Source organism: Janibacter limosus NBRC 16128, from assembly GCF_001570985.1.
Taxonomy (GTDB): Bacteria; Actinomycetota; Actinomycetes; order Actinomycetales; family Dermatophilaceae; genus Janibacter; species Janibacter limosus.
Map to the genome: position 1 here is coordinate 17,513 of NZ_BCSS01000039.1, position 16,135 is coordinate 33,647.

At 70.5% G+C, this 16,135-nt stretch carries 14 protein-coding genes and 1 tRNA gene; 9 read left to right on the top strand and 6 right to left on the bottom strand.

Annotated elements, in window-relative coordinates; translation table 11 throughout:
* Window positions 1-22 precede the first annotated feature (22 nt).
* Both JLI01S_RS13265 and JLI01S_RS16750 read left to right on the top strand, forming a co-directional pair.
* Entirely contained in the window at window positions 23-229 is a 207-nt protein-coding gene (locus tag JLI01S_RS13265; RefSeq protein ID WP_068265412.1) for a helix-turn-helix domain-containing protein, read from the top strand.
* A complete protein-coding gene (locus JLI01S_RS16750; protein WP_157074964.1) occupies window positions 226-1,302 on the top strand; it encodes a tyrosine-type recombinase/integrase in 1,077 nt (358 codons plus the stop codon). Before JLI01S_RS13265 ends, JLI01S_RS16750 begins: the two co-directional genes overlap by 4 nt.
* A gap of 852 nt (window positions 1,303-2,154) precedes the next feature.
* Here JLI01S_RS16750 and JLI01S_RS13275 read toward each other — a convergent pair.
* A tRNA-Arg gene (locus JLI01S_RS13275) sits at window positions 2,155-2,226 on the bottom strand.
* A gap of 77 nt (window positions 2,227-2,303) precedes the next feature.
* Between JLI01S_RS13275 and JLI01S_RS13280 the strand changes: the two genes are divergently transcribed.
* The 3 genes from JLI01S_RS13280 to JLI01S_RS17035 are packed head-to-tail and all read left to right on the top strand — an operon-like array spanning window position 2,304 to window position 7,339.
* Window positions 2,304-3,533, top strand: coding sequence for an MFS transporter (locus JLI01S_RS13280; RefSeq protein ID WP_245634624.1), 1,230 nt, complete (start codon window positions 2,304-2,306; stop codon window positions 3,531-3,533).
* A gap of 9 nt (window positions 3,534-3,542) precedes the next feature.
* Complete coding sequence (locus tag JLI01S_RS13285) at window positions 3,543-7,175, top strand: PDDEXK-like endonuclease domain-containing protein (RefSeq protein WP_068265416.1); 3,633 nt, start codon at window positions 3,543-3,545, stop codon at window positions 7,173-7,175.
* Window positions 7,172-7,339, top strand: a complete 168-nt coding sequence (locus JLI01S_RS17035; RefSeq protein ID WP_157074965.1) for a hypothetical protein — start codon at window positions 7,172-7,174, stop codon at window positions 7,337-7,339. The genes JLI01S_RS13285 and JLI01S_RS17035 overlap by 4 nt, the downstream gene beginning before the upstream one ends.
* 145 nt (window positions 7,340-7,484) lie before the next feature.
* Here JLI01S_RS17035 and JLI01S_RS13290 read toward each other — a convergent pair whose 3' ends face one another.
* From JLI01S_RS13290 to JLI01S_RS13305, 4 genes are all read right to left on the bottom strand, one after another.
* On the bottom strand, window positions 7,485-7,847 hold the full coding sequence (locus JLI01S_RS13290; protein ID WP_068265418.1) for an MscL family protein: 363 nt from the start codon (window positions 7,845-7,847) through the stop codon (window positions 7,485-7,487).
* A gap of 114 nt (window positions 7,848-7,961) precedes the next feature.
* On the bottom strand, window positions 7,962-8,396 hold the full coding sequence (locus tag JLI01S_RS13295; protein ID WP_068265421.1) for a hypothetical protein: 435 nt from the start codon (window positions 8,394-8,396) through the stop codon (window positions 7,962-7,964).
* A gap of 42 nt (window positions 8,397-8,438) precedes the next feature.
* Window positions 8,439-8,762 carry an FmdB family zinc ribbon protein gene (locus JLI01S_RS16755; RefSeq protein WP_084349425.1) on the bottom strand — a complete coding sequence of 108 codons (324 nt, stop codon included), beginning with the start codon at window positions 8,760-8,762 and terminating at the stop codon, window positions 8,439-8,441.
* An 8-nt stretch (window positions 8,763-8,770) separates the two neighbouring features.
* On the bottom strand, window positions 8,771-10,291 hold the full coding sequence (locus tag JLI01S_RS13305) for a potassium/proton antiporter (protein ID WP_068265436.1): 1,521 nt from the start codon (window positions 10,289-10,291) through the stop codon (window positions 8,771-8,773).
* A 47-nt stretch (window positions 10,292-10,338) separates the two neighbouring features.
* On the opposite strand from JLI01S_RS13305, the gene JLI01S_RS13310 reads away from it, so the two are divergent.
* On the top strand, window positions 10,339-12,912 hold the full coding sequence (locus JLI01S_RS13310; RefSeq protein WP_068265425.1) for a penicillin acylase family protein: 2,574 nt from the start codon (window positions 10,339-10,341) through the stop codon (window positions 12,910-12,912).
* On the opposite strand, the gene JLI01S_RS13315 is transcribed toward JLI01S_RS13310, so the two are convergent.
* The gene (locus JLI01S_RS13315; RefSeq protein WP_068265427.1) at window positions 12,893-13,483 is read right to left on the bottom strand and encodes a 5-formyltetrahydrofolate cyclo-ligase; all 591 of its coding nucleotides are present in this window, start codon (window positions 13,481-13,483) and stop codon (window positions 12,893-12,895) included. The two genes, JLI01S_RS13310 and JLI01S_RS13315, sit on opposite strands and share 20 nt — an antisense overlap.
* 56 nt (window positions 13,484-13,539) lie before the next feature.
* On the opposite strand from JLI01S_RS13315, the gene JLI01S_RS13320 reads away from it, so the two are divergent.
* The 3 genes from JLI01S_RS13320 to JLI01S_RS13330 form a co-directional block, all read left to right on the top strand.
* Window positions 13,540-14,904: a UTP--glucose-1-phosphate uridylyltransferase gene (locus JLI01S_RS13320; protein ID WP_245634625.1), complete on the top strand. Its 1,365-nt coding sequence runs from the start codon at window positions 13,540-13,542 to the stop codon at window positions 14,902-14,904.
* A complete protein-coding gene (locus tag JLI01S_RS13325; RefSeq protein WP_068265431.1) occupies window positions 14,901-15,554 on the top strand; it encodes a GNAT family N-acetyltransferase in 654 nt (217 codons plus the stop codon). The genes JLI01S_RS13320 and JLI01S_RS13325 overlap by 4 nt, the downstream gene beginning before the upstream one ends.
* Window positions 15,555-15,595: 41 nt before the next feature.
* Window positions 15,596-16,135 (top strand): SepX/GlpR family protein (locus JLI01S_RS13330; RefSeq protein WP_218005516.1); only part of this gene is annotated, 540 nt, incomplete at its 3' end.

The following is a 16,135-nucleotide window of genomic DNA, read 5'->3' on the forward strand; positions in this document are numbered from 1 at the left end:
AACGCAGGGATGAGTGAGGAACATGGATGACCAGACCACCGTGACGTTTCCGCAGTTCATGACGGTTCAGGAGGTGGCGAAGCTGCTGCAGGTGCCCGTGTCGACGGTCTATCACTGGGCCGCATATGGCGAGGGGCCTCCGTCATTCAAGGTGGGCAAGCATCGCCGCTTCAAGGCTGCTGCTGTCGCCGCGTGGCTGGAGGCGGCCGAGGCTCGAGGTGTGGCGTGATCGAGCGTCGGGAGCGAAAGGACGGCGCGATCACCTATCGCGTGCGATATCGCACCCCAGATGGTGGCTTCCGTTCCCGCTCCTTTCGGAGAAGGGGAGACGCCGTTGTCTACGAACGTGAGATGGAGGCGCAGAAGCGGCGCGGCGACTGGGTCGACCCTCAACGTGGCCGGGTCACTTTGGCGATGGTGTGGGAGGAGTACGAACGCTCGGGTATGACTCATCTGCGTGTCACGACACAGAACGGCTACCGATACGCCTGGAAGCACATTGAGCCGACGCTCGGTCGCTGGCCCGTGGCCAAGATCGAGCACGCTGACGTAGCGGAGTGGGTGGCGAACCTGTCCAAAACAGCAGGGACTGACACGGTTCGGCGGGCTCATGGCGTGTTGTGCAGACTGCTGGACCATGCCTGCCGGACTCGACGCGTGCCAGTCAACGTCGCTAGAGGAGTGCGGCTTCCAAAGCGCGCACCAGCTCGCGAGCGGATCCTCACGATGGCGCAGGTCCACGCACTGGCGGACGGCATGTCATCCGAGGGCGATGTCGTGCTGGCCCTGGCGTACCTGGGCCTTCGGTGGTCGGAGCTGGCTGCCCTTCGATGCGAAGACGTCAATCTCGACCGGCGGCGCGTCCACGTCGTGCAAAGGGCCACCGAAGTCGAGGGACGAATCGATGTCGACCAGCCGAAGAGTCGCGCTGGGCATCGGTATGTGCCGATCCCCGGGCGCATCGCGACCCTGCTGGAGTCGAGGATGGCGGGCAAGCCGGCTGACGCTCTTGTCTTCGCCTCACCTCAGGGTGACTTTCTCCGGTCACGGAACTGGCGGCGGCGCTCCGGTTTCGACTCGACCGCAGAAGCCCTGGGCATCGTTGTGACCCCGCACGACCTGCGCCGCACCTTCGGAAGTCTCGCGCGGATGGCGGGGGCTGACCTGCGCTTCATTCAGAAGGCGATGGGTCATGAGTCGATCACAACTACGGCTCGAATTTACGCCCACCTCTACGATGACGAACTTGATACCGTCGCTGCCGCTTTAGACGGGCTCCACGTCGATTCGGAGGGTTACTGAGGTGACTAGCTTGACTGGGCTGTTCCCGCTTGTGCGCTGGATATCGCGACGCCTGTCGGACGCTAAGCATCGACAACGTGGAACTGAAGTTGTGATCGAGGCCAGGTCTGTAGCAGAGCCAGATACGTGGACTGTCGGGTTCACGTACCCACTTGCTGATGAGGTCCTGCGCGACATTCAAGCCTTGGGGCCCCTCCGCGAATTGGGAGGACTTTCGAGACTTAGGTCGCGGCTGCTGGAGCACGGAGGGGTGGACGTTGGGGAGCGAGAAGACCGGCTCCGCGTCAGATCGAACGTCGGAAGAGTTGTGATTGAAGCAATCGAAGCCGAGGTGCTCGATCGCAGACCGTTTCCTGCGGGCGCCACAGTGCACGCCCCGCAAGGTGGCGCGAACGATGAGGTGCTTGTCGGCTTCGACCTATCGGAGAGGTCACCTCGGTGCCAGAAGGTGAGGCGGTTCGGCGGACTTACCTGGACGGGTGAGGAGGGATTCGTCGGTACGTGGGAGATCGGCCCAGGGACGGATGCAGCCATGCCCTTGAACGTCGTCTCTCGGGCAGCTCCCGATGAGGCAGTGGCTTGGGGTTTGGTCGTTCGCTACCGGATTGGGGGCCGTGGAGGGGAGGCCCGGTACCCACGAACCGGCTCACCCATCGTCACGCACGGGGAGGCGGTCAGCGAGCGTGCTCTTCAGCGTTGGGTGGGAGGCATTGGGTCCATGGGTGCCGCCATCACACGCGTCAATGCCGATGGCACGCATCTAGACGGTGGGTATTGAGACATGTGCCCATTCGGTGCCCATTTGCTGCTCACCGTGGCCTTGCTCGTCACAAGAACCCTGATTTTCCGGTGTGCCCCCGGCTGGATTCGAACCAGCGACACCTTCTTTAGGAGAGAAGTGCTCTTCCCCTGAGCTACGAGGGCCTGACGCCGTGCACCCCGGCGCTGCGCACCAGAGGCGCGATGCGCCAGAAGACAGAGTACGCGTCATACTCCCTTCGGTGAGCACCCACGCCCTGCAGCGGCGCACCATCGCGACACTCGCCGGGTCCCAGGTCCTCGGGGGTGTCGGCGTGAGCGCCGGAGCCGCTGTGGGCGCGCTGCTGGCGGCGGACGTCGCGGGCAGCGAGGCATGGGCGGGACTCGGTGGCACGGCCCAGACGCTCGGCGGGGCTCTGGCGGCGATCGTCCTCGCCCGCATCATGGCGGCGAAGGGGAGGCGCCCCGGCCTCGTCGCCGGGTACGTGATGGCCATCGCCGGTGGCCTGCTCATCGTTGGGGCCGCGGTGATCGGTTCCTTCGCGCTGCTGCTCCTGGGCTTCCTCCTCTTCGGCGGCGCAACCGCGGCCAACTCGCAGGCGCGCTTCGCGGCGACGGACCTCGCGGATGACGTGCACAAGGGGCGTCATCTGTCGATCGTCGTCTGGGCCACCACCATCGGTGCGGTGGCCGGGCCCAACCTGACCGGCCCGGGGCGCTGGGTGGCCCAGCAGCTGCACCTCCCAGTGCTCGTCGGCCCCTATGTCCTCTCCCTCGTGGGCATCCTCCTGGCCGGGGTGGTCCTCACGCTCGCGTTGCGTCCGGACCCGCTGCTCACCGCGCGCGCCCTGCAGGTCGACCACATCGAGCCGGGGGAGGAGCGCGAGCCGGCCACGACGGGCTGGGCCGCCATCCGCACCCGGCCGGACGCCCTCACCGGTGTCCTTGCCATGGCGCTGGGCCACACCGTCATGGTGTCCGTGATGATCATGACCCCGATCCACATGCGGCACGGGCACGCCACCCTCGAGGTCATCGGGCTGGTCATCTCCCTCCACGTCGTGGGGATGTACGCCTTTTCGCCCGTCACCGGGTGGGCCGTTGACCGGTGGGGCGCCCGGGCGGTCATCGGGGTCGGTTCCGCCATCTTGCTGACCGCCAGCCTCTTGGCCGCCTCCACGCGTGAAGGTCACTCGCCCGCCCTCACCGCCGCGCTGTTCCTGCTCGGCCTGGGCTGGTCCTGCACCCTCATCGCCGGCTCCACGCTGCTGACGGCGGCGATCCCCCTGCGTCAGCGCCCCGCAGCCCAGGGTCTCTCCGATGTGGCCATGGGACTGGCCGGGGGAGGGGGCGGAGCCCTCGCCGGGCTCGTCGTGGGGTGGTGGGGATATCAGGCCCTGGGGCTGCTCACGGGCGGCGTGGCCCTGCTCGTCGGGCTGCTGGTCCCGCTCGGGAGGCGTCGCGGTTGTTAGCGTTGCCCAGTGACCACGACGCCGACGACCCCTGCCCCGGTGCCGGCTGACGTCTCCCCGCTGCGCCGCGAGCTGATGGAGCTCGGCGGTCCCAACACGCTGCTGTGGCCCGCGCGGGACCCGCATGTCGTCGACCTCACGACCGCCCACCCCGGTGGTGTGGCGATGCTGCTCTCCGGCCGGGACGCTCGCCTGTCCGACCTCGTCCGCGAGCCCGCGGCGCTGCTGCGGGCCCAGCGCCGCGCCGCGGAGCTCACCGAGCACGTCGAGCGGATCGCGGAGGAGCATGGTGTGCGCACCTGCTTCCTGGCCATGGGAGCCGCGTCGTGGCAGGTGCCCGGTGAGGACGAGCGCCCACTCGCGCCGGTCGTGCTGCGCCGGGTGTCCCTGCGCCGACTACGTCCGGGCCCGGACTTCGCTCTCGACCTCGCGCCGCGCGTCGAGATCAACCCCGCGCTGCTGACCTACCTGCGTCGTGCCCTGCGCCGGGACATCGACGGCACCGCGCTCGCCGACCTGGGCCGGGGCGAAGGCCGCGGCTTCAACCCCACGCCGGTCCTCGACGAGCTGCGTCGCCTGTGCGCCGACCTGCCCGAGCTCAACATCACCTCGCGGATCGTGATCGCTGCTTTCCCGTACGGCAAGGCCGAGGCGCTCGCCGACCTCGCCGGGCTCGGCAGCCGTCTCGGACGAGGCCCGGCGGCGGCACTGCTGGCGGGTGAGCCGATCTCCGCTGCGGAGCGCCAGCCCGAGAGCGTCGCCGACACCGCAGTCCTGGACATCACCGCCGACCAGCAGGACGCGCTCGACCGGATCGCGGCCGGGGAGGACCTCTATGTCGACGCCCCGCCGGGCACCGGCATCGCCCGTCTCGTCGCCTCCGTCATCGCCCAGGCCGCCGGCGAGCGCCGCAGCGTGCTCCTGCTGACCGAAAAGGCAGCCGCCATCGAGGCCGTCAGTGACGAGCTGGAGGTGGCTGGCCTCGAGGACCTGCTCATCCACGTCGTCGACCCTGCCGGCCCCGTCGACCCGGGACTCGTCGTCGACCGTTGGCCTCGGCGGTTGCCCGAGTCCGAGCGGTCCTTCGAGCACCCCGGCCGTCGAGCGGCCGCCGCCGCGCGCCTCCTCGACGGCCACACCCACGCGATGCACGAGCCGCGCGAGCCCTGGGGGGTCTCCATCGCGCAGGCCCATGACGCCATCGTCGGACTGAGCACCCGCCGACCGGCACCTCGCTCTCGGGTCCGCTTCGAGGGGCGGGTCCTCGCCCACCTCGATGTCGAAGGGAGGGACGCTCTCGTCGAGCAGATGGTCGGCTTGGCCACCCGCAAGGCGTGGCGGCCCGGTCGCAGCGACCAGCCCTGGGCTGGTGCACGCCTGCACAGCACGGCCGATGTCGACGAGGTCCTCGGCGCTGTCGACCGGTTGCGCGGCAAGGACGGCTCCCTGGAGATGCTGCGCAGGACCGTGCGTGAGGTCTTCGCCGACATCGCTGAGCCGCGCGCCGCGACGCCCGCGGAGCACGGGCGGTTCCTCGCCGGCATCGAGGAGATCCGGGACACGCTGGACGTCTTCCGTCCGGAGGTCTTCGACACCCCGCTCGAGCACCTGCTCGCCGCGACCGGGCCCAAGGGGACCGCGCTCGACGGTGAGCCCCTCGGCGTCGTCGAAAAGCGCCGGCTGCGGGCCCAGGCCCGGCGTCTCCTGCGCCCCGGTCGACCGCCGGAGGACCTGCACGCTGCCCTCCAGCTCGCCTCGCGACAGCGCCGCAGCTGGTCCCGGCTCACCGGCGGTGGTGGCCGGCCCCGGATCCCCACGGACATGGACCGCGCGCACAGTGCCTACGAGCGGGTCTACGCCGACCTGACCCACGTCGGCGCGGTCGTCGCCGAGCCGTCGGGCATGAGTCTCCTCGACACCCCGTGGGAAGAGCTCAACGCCAGGCTGGACGCCCTTGGGAAGGACGTCACGGGGGCCCGGGTCGTGCCGGAGGTCATCGACGACCTCGAGGACCTGCGCTCACGAGGTGTCGGCGATCTCGTCGACGACCTGTCCGCCCGACGGGTGCCGCCTGAGGCCGTGGCCGACGAGGTGCTCTTCGTCTGGTGGACCTCGGTGCTCGCCGAGGCCGGGCGGGACGAGCGGTTCGCCCGGGTCACGGGGGAGCAGCTCGACGAGGCGCTGCGCACCTTCGTCGAGGCCGACCGGGCGAGCTTGGGCGCCAACGCCGCTCGCATCGCTGCCCGCCAGCGCGAGCGGTTCCACGTCGACGGTCGTCGTCACCGGTCGTCGGCTCGCGAGGTCGCCGCGGCCCACGAGGGACTGGTGCCTCGCCCGCCGTGGCACGAGGCCTTCGGCCGCTGGGGTGGCCTGCTGAGGGCGGCCTCGCCGGCCTGGGCGATGGCTCCCTTCGTCGTCGGTCAGGTGCTGCCCTCCGATGAGAGCTTTGACCTGGTGATCGTCGATGACGCCTCGCGCACGACCCTGGCCCGCACTGTCGCGGGGATCGCACGCGGCGAGCAGCTGCTGGTCATCGGCGACCGGGGCCAGCTGCCCCCGGACACGTGGACGGCAGACGCCGGTGTCGCTGCGCCGCCGCGCCCCCGGACCTCGCTCGCCGACCTGGCGGCGCGGGTCCTGCCCGTGGCCGAGCTGCGCGACAGCGCCTACCCGCGGCCGCGGGTCGACAACCTGCTCGGGGACGAGACGACCGCGGCAGAGGTCGTGCACCCGCCGGCGCCCGTGCCCCGCGACGCAGTCCACCTCGTGCGCGTCGACGGACGGGGCGTGCTCGACGAGCGCACCGGACTCGTCGAGAGCACCGTTGCCGAAGTCCAAGAAGTGCTCGAGCGCGTCCGTGAGCACCTGCGTCGCTACCCGCGACGGTCGCTGGGCATCGTGACCTTCGGTCAGGCGCACGCCGACCGGGTCGCTGATGCCGTCGCTGCGCTGGCGCAGTCCGACCCCCGGATCGGTCAGGCCCTGGCGGCACTGCCCGAGCCCCTCGTCATCAAGCCCGCAGACAGGTGGCAGCGCGAGCAGCGGGACACCGTCGTCATCTCCGTCGGCTTCGGTCGCTCCCCACAGGGTCGGGTCCTCCAACGGCTGGGCGCCCTGAGCGGTGTCACGGGAGGCGAGCTCGTCCTCATCGCAGCCACGCGAGCCAGGCGCGCGGCGATCTGGGTGACCACGATCGAGCCCGCCGACCTCGCCGGTGACCGGGCCAATCTGCCCGGGCACCGCGCACTGCGCACCCTGCTCGCCGGCCTGGCTGAGCCCGTCCCCACGCAGCGGGCAGCAGCGCCACAGCTCAGCCCGCTCATCGCGGGATTCGTCCAGCGGTTGCGCGACGGCGGTCTCGTCGTGAGCACGGATGTGGGCCAGGGGGAGCACCGGGTCGACATCGCGGTCGCCGACCCACGGGACCGCCACCGGATGCTGCTCGCCGTGGACGTCGACGGGCCGGGTTATGCCGGCCTGGCCTCGACCCGCCAGCGCGACCGGATCCTCGTGGAGCGGCTCACCGACCTGGGATGGGCCCACCTGCGGCTGTGGGCGGTCGACATCTTTGCCGACCCGGCTCGGCAGGAAGCCCAGGTCACCCGCGCCGTGCGCGAGGCCATCGCCAAGGAGGAGTCGTGACAGACACGCCAGCAGCAGAAGAACCGGCTGAGAAGCCCAAGAGCAAGCCCAAGGCCACGCCCGAGCAGACGCGCGACGACACCGACCGCGGGTGGGGTGAGCGCCCCGACGAGGACGCCCACGACCGCTGGCTGCAGGAGCAGCGACCGCCCCACTGGGAATGACGCCCGGCCGATGGGCAGGGCCTGCTCGAAGCGGGTCCGCGCAGAAGTCGCCCAGCAGTCGACGATCCTGCGCACGACAACCCATGACGAAGGGGGTTGGTCACCGTGACGGTGACCAACCCCCTGCGTGGTGGAGCGGTGTGACTCAGGCGCGGCCGGCGCGCAGGGAGTCGCGGATCTCGCGGAGGAGCTCGACGGACTCGTCGGTGGTCTCCTCCTCGTTCTTGACGAAGCGCGCGCGCATCGCGGTGTACGGCTTGACGACACCGAAGTACACGACGGCGGCGAGGATGAGGAAGGCGACGACGGCCGTGATGAAGGCGCCGACGGGCAGCCCGGCGGGCTTGAAGCTGGTGAAGTCCGGGTTGGCACCCAGGACCTTGGCGATCGCCGCGAGGATCAGCTCGGTGAACGTGGCGACGACGGTCGCGAACGAGGTGGCAATGATCAGGCCGACGGCGATCTCGACGAGATTGCCGCGCATGATGAAGTCCTTGAAGCCCTTCATGAGGGTCTCCCTTCGATTGGATTACAGGGGGCATGACGCATCACGCGTCACTCGTCTTACAGTGTGACCCATCCGAAGGCTGATCGCCCGTCACGTGAGTGTGTCGTTGGCCGCTCAACCATCTGCAACGAGGACGAAGCCGCCCTGCGAGGGGCCGCTGGTCCCCATGTGGCGCAGGATCGGCTCGACATCGCTGCGCCGCAGGGTGACGCGTGCCACGGTGCCGCCCGACGGTGTCTGCGAGGTGCCGGAGACCCGGGCACCCGTGGCGATCGGGGACCCACGGCCGGGCAGGTAGACGGCCACGGTGTCGCCGGGGGCCAGGTGGTCGGCCGGCAGGGCGAGGGGGAGTGACAGCTCGGGCCCGGCGCGCTGCGTCGTCGGTGCCGGGGCGGCCTCCGGCGGGCGAGTGGCTCCGACGCCCAGGTGCAGGGCCAGCAGGATCGCGGTGACGGCCAGTGCCCGCCGCGCCAGCGAGAGTCGCCAGGCAGCACGTCGTGAGGGCCCGAAGAGGGAGGGGAACTGCTGCGCCAGACGGGAGGAGGCCATGCAGCCGACGCTAGGGGCGGGCAGCCCCGCACCAGCGGTCGGTCAGCTGGTGGTGGACGCTGAGCTCGAGGAGCTCGAGGCTGTGGACGACGAACCCGCGGAGGAGCCGGTGGTCGAGCTCGAGGACGAGTCGCTGCTCGAGGAGCTGGTCGAGGTGCTCGGCTTCGCCGTGTCGCTCGAGGAGCTGCTCGCGCGGGAGTCGTTGCGGTAGAAGCCGCCTCCCTTGAAGACGACGCCCACGGCGTTGAACTGCTTGCGCAGGTTGCCGCCGCACTCGGGGCACACCGTCAGGGTGTCGTCGCTGAAGGACTGGACGATGTCGAAGGCGTGGCCGCAGTCGGCGCAGGCGTAGGCATAGGTAGGCATAACGGGCCCTATGATACGTCGCCGCGCCAGCCGGCCAGGCGGCCGTGCTCGGAGACGGCACGGAAGCGTTCTTCCGTCGCCTCGCGCAGGTCGCCGGGGGTGACCACGAGCAGGCGGTCCTTGGGCCACAGGCGGGTGTGGGCGTCGGGGACGAAGGTCTCCTTGTCGCGCACGACGAGCGACACATTGGCACCCTGGGGCAGGCGCAGCTCGTAGATCTCGACGCCGGACAGCTTGGACCCGGGCACGACCGCGATCTCGAGCAGCTGCGCGCCCAGCTCCTCCAGCGGCATCGCCTCGACGATGACGCCCGTGGCCCGGCTCGGCTCCGTCACCCGCAGCGCCCGCGCCATCCACGGCATGAGCGGGGCCTGCACGAGCGTGAAGATGACGACGAGCATGAAGACGAGGTCGAAGACCCAGTCGATCCCGGGCACGTTGTTGGTGATCGGGACGGTGGCCAGCACGACCGGTACCGCGCCGCGCAGACCGGCCCAGGAGATGAAGGCCTGCTCCCGCCAGGGGACGCGGAAGGGGGTGAGCGAGACGAGCACGGACAGCGGCCGGGCCACGAGGAGCAGGACGAGCCCGGCGAGGATCGCGCGCGGCGCCTGGTCGACGAAGCCCGACGGGGTGGCGAGCATCCCGAGCATGACGAAGAGCCCGATCTGGGCCAGCCAGCCGAGTGCCTCCGCGAAGCCGGTGACGGCCTGCCGGTGCGGCAGGTGCATGTTGCCCAGGACGAGGGCCGCGAGGTAGCAGGCGATGAACCCCGACGTGTGGATCGTGGCCGCGCTGGCGTAGGCGAGCACGCCGATCGCGACGACGCCGAGGGAAAACAGGCCGGAGGTCCCCGACGCCAGACGGCGCATGAGCTTGCCGCCGAGCCAGCCGATCGCCAGACCGACGAGCGCGCCCCCGGTCAGCTCGGCGACCGCGTGGAGCCCGATGCTCCACCACGGCTCGGCCTCGGCGGGGTTGGCGATCTGCAGGGACAGCGCGGTCACGAGCAGCACGACCGGGGCGTCGTTGAATCCGGACTCGGCCTCGAGCATCCCGGAGAGTCGCCGCGGGAGCGGCACCACCCGCAGGACGGAGAAGACGGCGGCGGCGTCGGTCGAGGCGAGGATCGCGCCGATGAGCAGACTGATCTGCCAGTCGGTGTGCAGGATCTCGTGCAGGGCGACCGCCACCACCCCGACCGACACCAGGACACCGACGGTCGACAGGGCCATGGCCGGTCCGACGGAGGAGCGGATCGATGACCACGTCGTCGTCAGGCCACCCTCGACGAGGATGAGCACGAGGGCGCAGTAACCGAGGACCTGCGCGGCCTGGTCGGAGTCGAAGGGGATCCCGAGGCCCTCCTTGCCCACCGCGAGCCCGATCGCCAGGTAGAGCAGGAGCGTCGGCAGGCCGGAGCTGGTGGCCAGGCGGACCGCTGCGACCGCCACGACGAGCACGAGCGACCCGGCCAGGAGGACGAGAGAGAGGTCCGAGAGGCCGAAGGCAGAGGCCTGCTCGGTCATCGTCACCGCAGCCCCCTCTCGTCGTCCCCGGCGTCTAGTCTCGCAGGGTGACCCTGGTCCGTAAGGTACGCCGCAGCCTCTACGTGACGCTCGCCCTCGTCGTCGTGCTCGTCGTGGTGCTCGCCGGGGTCGTGATCGGACAGGGGCGCCGCCCCCTTCCCCAGACGGACGGGACGCTCGAGGTCCGCGGGCTCACCGGCGAGGTCGAGGTGCTGCGCGACGACCGCGGCGTCCCCCACATCTACGCCGACACCATGGGCGACCTCATGCGCGCCCAGGGCTATGTGCAGGCGCAGGACCGCTTCTTCGAGATGGACACCCGCCGGCACATCACCGCAGGCCGCCTCGCCGAGCTCGTGGGTGAGCCGGGCGTCGAGACCGACAGGGTGATCCGCACGATGGGCTGGCGTCGGGTGGCCGAGCAGGAGCTGCCGATGCTCAAGCCGGAGACCCGCCGGGCCATCGCGGCCTACACCGACGGCGTCAACGCGTGGATCGAGGACAAGGGCTCACCGTCGTCGATGGCCTTCGAGTACACGGTCCTGTCGCTGAGCCTGCCCGAGTACCGCGTCGAGCCGTGGACCTCCGTCGACTCCCTCGCCTGGCTCAAGGCGATGGCCTGGGACCTGCGCGGCAACTACACGGGCGAGCTGACGCGGGCGGCCTTGCAGGGGCGGGTCAGCGACTCGATGCTCGCCGAGCTCTACCCCACCTATCCGGCCTCCGAGCACGCGCCGATCCTCTCGGGCAAGGACTGGCGACCATCAGGAGCGAAGGGGGCGCAGCCCGCCTCCCCGTCCGCTCCGGCACACTCCGCCCCGGCACACCCCGGCGCGACCACGGCACTGCTCGAGACCGCTGCCGCGGTCGACGCCGTGCCGACGCTGATCGGTCGCGGAGACGGGATCGGCTCCAACTCCTGGGTGGTCTCCGGCGAGCGCTCGACGACCGGGTCACCTCTGCTGGCCAATGACCCGCACCTCGGGGTGAGCATGCCGGGCATCTGGTACCAGATGGGTCTGCACTGCCGTGAGGTCACGCAGGCCTGCCCGCTGGACGTGTCCGGGTACACCTTCGCCGGCGTCCCGGGCGTCATCATCGGGCACAACCGCGACATCGCGTGGGGGTTCACCAACCTCGCGCCCGACGTGACCGACTTCTACCTCGAGCAGATCACCGGCGACGAGTACCTGCGCGATGGCAGGCTGCGCCCGCTGGAGACCCGCACCGAGACGATCCGGGTCGCAGGCGGGCCCAGCCAGCACATCACCGTGCGCTCCACCGGGCACGGCCCGCTGCTCTCGGACGCCATCCCCTCGGTCGCGGCGGCCGGGGACGAGGTCGAGGTCGAGGGGCGGGCCACGAGCGACTACGCGGTCTCCTTCGCGTGGACGGCCCTGCGGCCGAGCACGACCGCTGACGCGCTGCTCGGACTCAACACCGCGTCCGACTGGGACGAGTTCCGCGCTGCAGCGCAGGACTTCGCTGTCCCCAGCCAAAACCTCGTCTACGCCGACACCGCCGGTCACATCGGCTACCAAGCACCCGGCCAGGTGCCGATCCGCAAGGGCGTGGGCAACCAACCGCCCGGCTACGTCCCGGCTCCGGGATGGGACTCGGACTACGACTGGACGGGGTATGTCCCCTTCGACGAGATGCCGAGCGTGCTCGACCCGCCGGAGGGGCTCGTCGTCACGGCCAACCAGCAGGTCACGGTGAGCACCACCCCCTTCCTCACGACGGAGTGGGACTCCGGCTACCGCTCCCAGCGCATCCGTGACCTGCTCGAGGGTGACGACAAGGTGAGCCCGGACAAGATGGCGCGCGTCCAGCTCGACACGGACAACGGCCTTGCGCCGGTCCTCGTCGAGCAGCTGCTCGCCGTGGAGCTCGACGACCCCTTCACCGAGGACTCGCGCGGCCTGCTGCGCGCCTGGGACGGTCGTCAGCCGGCGGGGGACGGGGAGGATGCGGCGGCGGCCATGTACTTCAACGCCGTGTGGCAGCGGATCGTCATGCTGACCTTCAACGACGACCTGCCGGCGGACCTGCAGGCCGGCGGCGGATCGCAGTACTGGCAGGCCGTGACCACCCTGCTCGAGCGACCGCGCAGCGGCTGGTGGGACGACCGCACCACGGCCGGTGTCGTCGAGGGACGCGACGAAATCCTGCGACGGGCCCTCGTCGACGCCCGGCTCGACCTGACCCGTCAGCTGGGCAAGGACCCTGCGACGTGGCAGTGGGACCAGCTGCACCGCGTCACCTTCCGGCACCAGGTGCTCGGCGGTGACGGCATCCCCGCGCCGGTGAGGTGGCTGGTCAACTCCGGTCCGTACCCCGTCGGTGGCGGCTCGTCGACGGTCGACGCGACCAGCTGGGATGCGTCACAGGGCTTTGCGGTGACCGCGGCTCCCTCGATGCGGATGGTCGTCGACCTCGGCGACCTCGACGCATCACGGTGGGTCAACCAGACCGGGGCGTCAGGACATCCCTTCAGCGACCACTACGACGACCAGATCGATGCCTGGGTCGCGGGGCGCACCCACCCGTGGCCGAGCAGCGAGGACGCGGTGCGCGAGAGCACCCAGGACACGCTGGTCCTCACCCCTGCCGTGAAGTAGTCCCCAGGACCCGGTGGGATGGCGTGCACCCGTGCGCCGTGAGCACCCACGGGATGGGGATGTCGTGCGGCTCGTGGGGGAGAGGGTCGCTGGTGTGCTCACCGGGGTGGAGCAGGACGATGACCGGCGTCCCCACTCTCAGCATCGGCAGCACCCGGTCGTAGCAGCCGCCGCCCTGGCCCATCCTCGTGCCGGTGGTGTCGACCGCCAGACCGGGCGCGAGGACGAGATCGGCGGCCGCAGGCGCAGTGATGCCGAAGGGAGTGCGCCTCGGGTCGTCGAGGTCGCACCAGTCGAGCTGCATGTCAGGGAGGGTGATCGGCACGAGGACCCGGTGTCCGTGGGCGCGGAGTGCTGCATTGACCGCGGCCGTGGGTGGCTCGTGCGGAAGTGACTCGTAGGACAGGGCCGTGCCGGGCACAGACCTCGGTGCCGCACCGGGGGGCAGATCGTCGAGGTGCTCGGCCAGCGCGAGGGCGTCCGCGGTGAGGTCCCTGGAGGCGGCCAGCTCCCTGCGTCGTGCCCGCAGAAGGCGACGGACGTCTCCCTTCGTCGTCGAGTCAGGTGCCATGACTGCATCGTAGGGTGATGCCCATGGAGCGTCAGGGGCATGACGAAGCAGTCAGCATGATGGTCGAGCGAGGCGTCGACCAGCGTGCGATCACTGTCTTCGAGGACTATTGGCAGCAGCTCGCAGAGGGGGCGCAGGGGATCGTCCGTGAGGACGAGATCGAGCCGCTCGTGGACGTGCCCGAGCTCGCCGCCATCGAGGTCAGTGATGACGAGCGCAGGGCTGCGCTCGCTCGGGTGGCCATCGTCAAGCTCAATGGCGGTCTCGGCACGAGCATGGGCATGGCCGGCCCCAAGGCGGCGCTCGTCGCACGCGACGGTCTGACCTTCCTGGACGTCATCGTCCGGCAGCTCATCGGCCTCGAGGAGCGCTACGGCGCTCGGCCGCCACTGGTGCTGATGAACTCCTTCCGCACGCGTGACGCGTCGCTGCAGATCCTCGAGCGGTACCCCCAGATGGCGCGGCAGGAGCTGCCGCTGGACTTCCTGCAGAACATGGAGCCCAAGCTCGACGCCGCCGCCCTCGCACCCGTGTCGTGGCCCGAGGACCCCGAGCTCGAGTGGTGCCCGCCGGGTCACGGTGACGTCTACGTCGCACTCGCCGCCTCCGGCCTGCTCGACCAGATGCGCGCATCGGGTATCCGCTATGCCTTCCTCTCCAACTCCGACAACCTGGGTGCCACCTGCGACCCCGACATCGCCGCCTGGCTGATGGCCGAGGGCATCCCCTTCGCCGCGGAGGTCGCCGAGCGGACCCTCAACGACCGCAAGGGCGGCCACGTCGCGGTGCGCCGCAGCGATGGGCGCCTCGTCCTGCGCGAGGCCGCGATGGTCCTCGACGAGGAGCAGGACCTCTTCCAGGACACCAGCCGGCACCGGTGGTTCAACACCAACAACCTCTGGGTGGACCTCGACCGCCTCGACGAGCTGCTGCGTGAGCGCGGTGGGGTGCTCGGTCTGCCGATCATCGTCAACCGCAAGACCGTCGACCCCACCCGTCCCGACTCGACGCCCGTCATCCAGATCGAGTCCGCGATGGGCTCGGCCATCGAGGCCTTCGAGGGCAGCGTCGCGCTCCGCGTGCCGCGCTCGCGCTTCCGCCCGGTCAAGACGACCAACGAGCTCCTGCTCCTGCGCAGTGACGTCTTCGAGTTCGATGAGCACTCGCGGATCGTCTCCCGGATCGAGCACAAGGAGCCCCGGGTGAGCCTGGGCGGGGCGTACAAGTTCGTGCGGGAGTTCGACGCGCGCTTCCCGTCGGGAGTCCCGTCGATGCGGGAGTGCACCTCGCTGGCCGTCGACGGCGACGTGACCTTCGGGGCCGACGTGAGCATGGTCGGTGACGTCGAGGTCAGCGCGCAGACCCCGGCCACCGTGCCGGACGGGACCCGGCTCGAGGGCCGGATCTCCTTGCCGCAGTGAGGCGCTCGCCGGGACCCGTCCTGACGGGCACGACTCCGGGCGGTGAGGGGCTCTCCCTTCGCCCCCTGCAGCGGCGGGACCGCGATGAGTTCCTCGCGCTGCGGACCCGCAGCGCGCAGTGGCTGCGACCGTGGGACCCCACGGTCCCTCCCGGTGGCACTCCTCGTCGGGACATCGCCGCGGACTTCCGTGGGTACGTGCGCGCGCTCGACGCGGAGATGCGCTCGGGGAGCGGGATGAGCCTGGTGATCGCCGTCGACGACGCGATCGTCGGGATGGTCGCCGCGAGCAGCATCGTCGAGGGCGCCCTGCGCTCCGGGAGCATCGGGTACTGGGTCGGGCACGAGGTCGCCGGCCGAGGCATCGCGCCAACCGCGGTCGCGGTGCTGGCCGACCACCTCATGGATCCTCGTGGCCGGGCGCTGCACCGGATCCAGGTGGAGATCCGCCTCGACAACGCTCCCAGCCTGGCGGTGGCGGCCAAGCTCGGGCTGCGTGACGAGGGCATCCGTCGTGCCTACCTGCACATCGACGGAGCCTGGCGCGACCATCGCTCCTTCGCCGTCGTGGCCGAGGACCTCGGTCCCGGAGGGCTGCTCGAGCGACTTTCACACCAACAACATCAGTCACGCGCGCGACACACCGAGTAGCCTGCGCCACCCTGAGCCTCCGGCCTCCTAGCGTTGGGCTCGTGCAGCCGAGCAGCCTCATCTTCGTCCTTGTCGTGGCGATCTGGGCTGTCTATCTCCTCCAGTACTGGATCAAGCGCCGCGACCACCTCTCCACCGTGCGGTCCGTCGACCGATTTTCCGCAGCGATGCGGGTGCTCGACGACCACTGTCTGCGTCGTGAGGCCGCTGAGCCCACCCCGCGCTCCTACTCCGTCGCACCGGCACGCGCCGCGCGCCCCGAGGTGACCGTGAAGCACGCTGGTGTCTCCCCTCGTGTGCGCATGGTCGAGCCCGTCGTCGGCGCCTCGCGTCAGGTGCGCGGCCTGACCCTGCTCACGATGCTCGTGCTCCTGCCCGTGATCGTGCTCGTCGCGGCCTTCGGTCCCCTGCCCTGGTGGGTTGGCGTCGCCTGGCTCGTCGGGACCGTGGCCGCCTTCGGGTGGCTGCGTCAGGCAGTGCAGGCGCAGCGTGAGGCGCGCGGTCGTGCCCGCGCCGAGCAGCGGCGGACTGCGCAGCCGAGCGCACCACGCGCCGAGCGCGCCGAGGCTGCTGCACCCACG

What these genes read in the sequence shown, in the direction of transcription:
- JLI01S_RS13265 (WP_068265412.1), top strand. Translation starts at nt 23, where the DNA reads ATGGATGACCAGACCACCGTGACGTTTCCGCAGTTCATGACGGTTCAG.
- JLI01S_RS13290 (WP_068265418.1), bottom strand. Translation starts at nt 7,847, where the DNA reads ATGAAGGGCTTCAAGGACTTCATCATGCGCGGCAATCTCGTCGAGATC.
- JLI01S_RS13295 (WP_068265421.1), bottom strand. Translation starts at nt 8,396, where the DNA reads ATGGCCTCCTCCCGTCTGGCGCAGCAGTTCCCCTCCCTCTTCGGGCCC.
- JLI01S_RS16755 (WP_084349425.1), bottom strand. Translation starts at nt 8,762, where the DNA reads ATGCCTACCTATGCCTACGCCTGCGCCGACTGCGGCCACGCCTTCGAC.
- JLI01S_RS13305 (WP_068265436.1), bottom strand. Translation starts at nt 10,291, where the DNA reads ATGACCGAGCAGGCCTCTGCCTTCGGCCTCTCGGACCTCTCTCTCGTC.
- JLI01S_RS13315 (WP_068265427.1), bottom strand. Translation starts at nt 13,483, where the DNA reads ATGGCACCTGACTCGACGACGAAGGGAGACGTCCGTCGCCTTCTGCGG.
- JLI01S_RS13320 (WP_245634625.1), top strand. Translation starts at nt 13,540, where the DNA reads ATGATGGTCGAGCGAGGCGTCGACCAGCGTGCGATCACTGTCTTCGAG.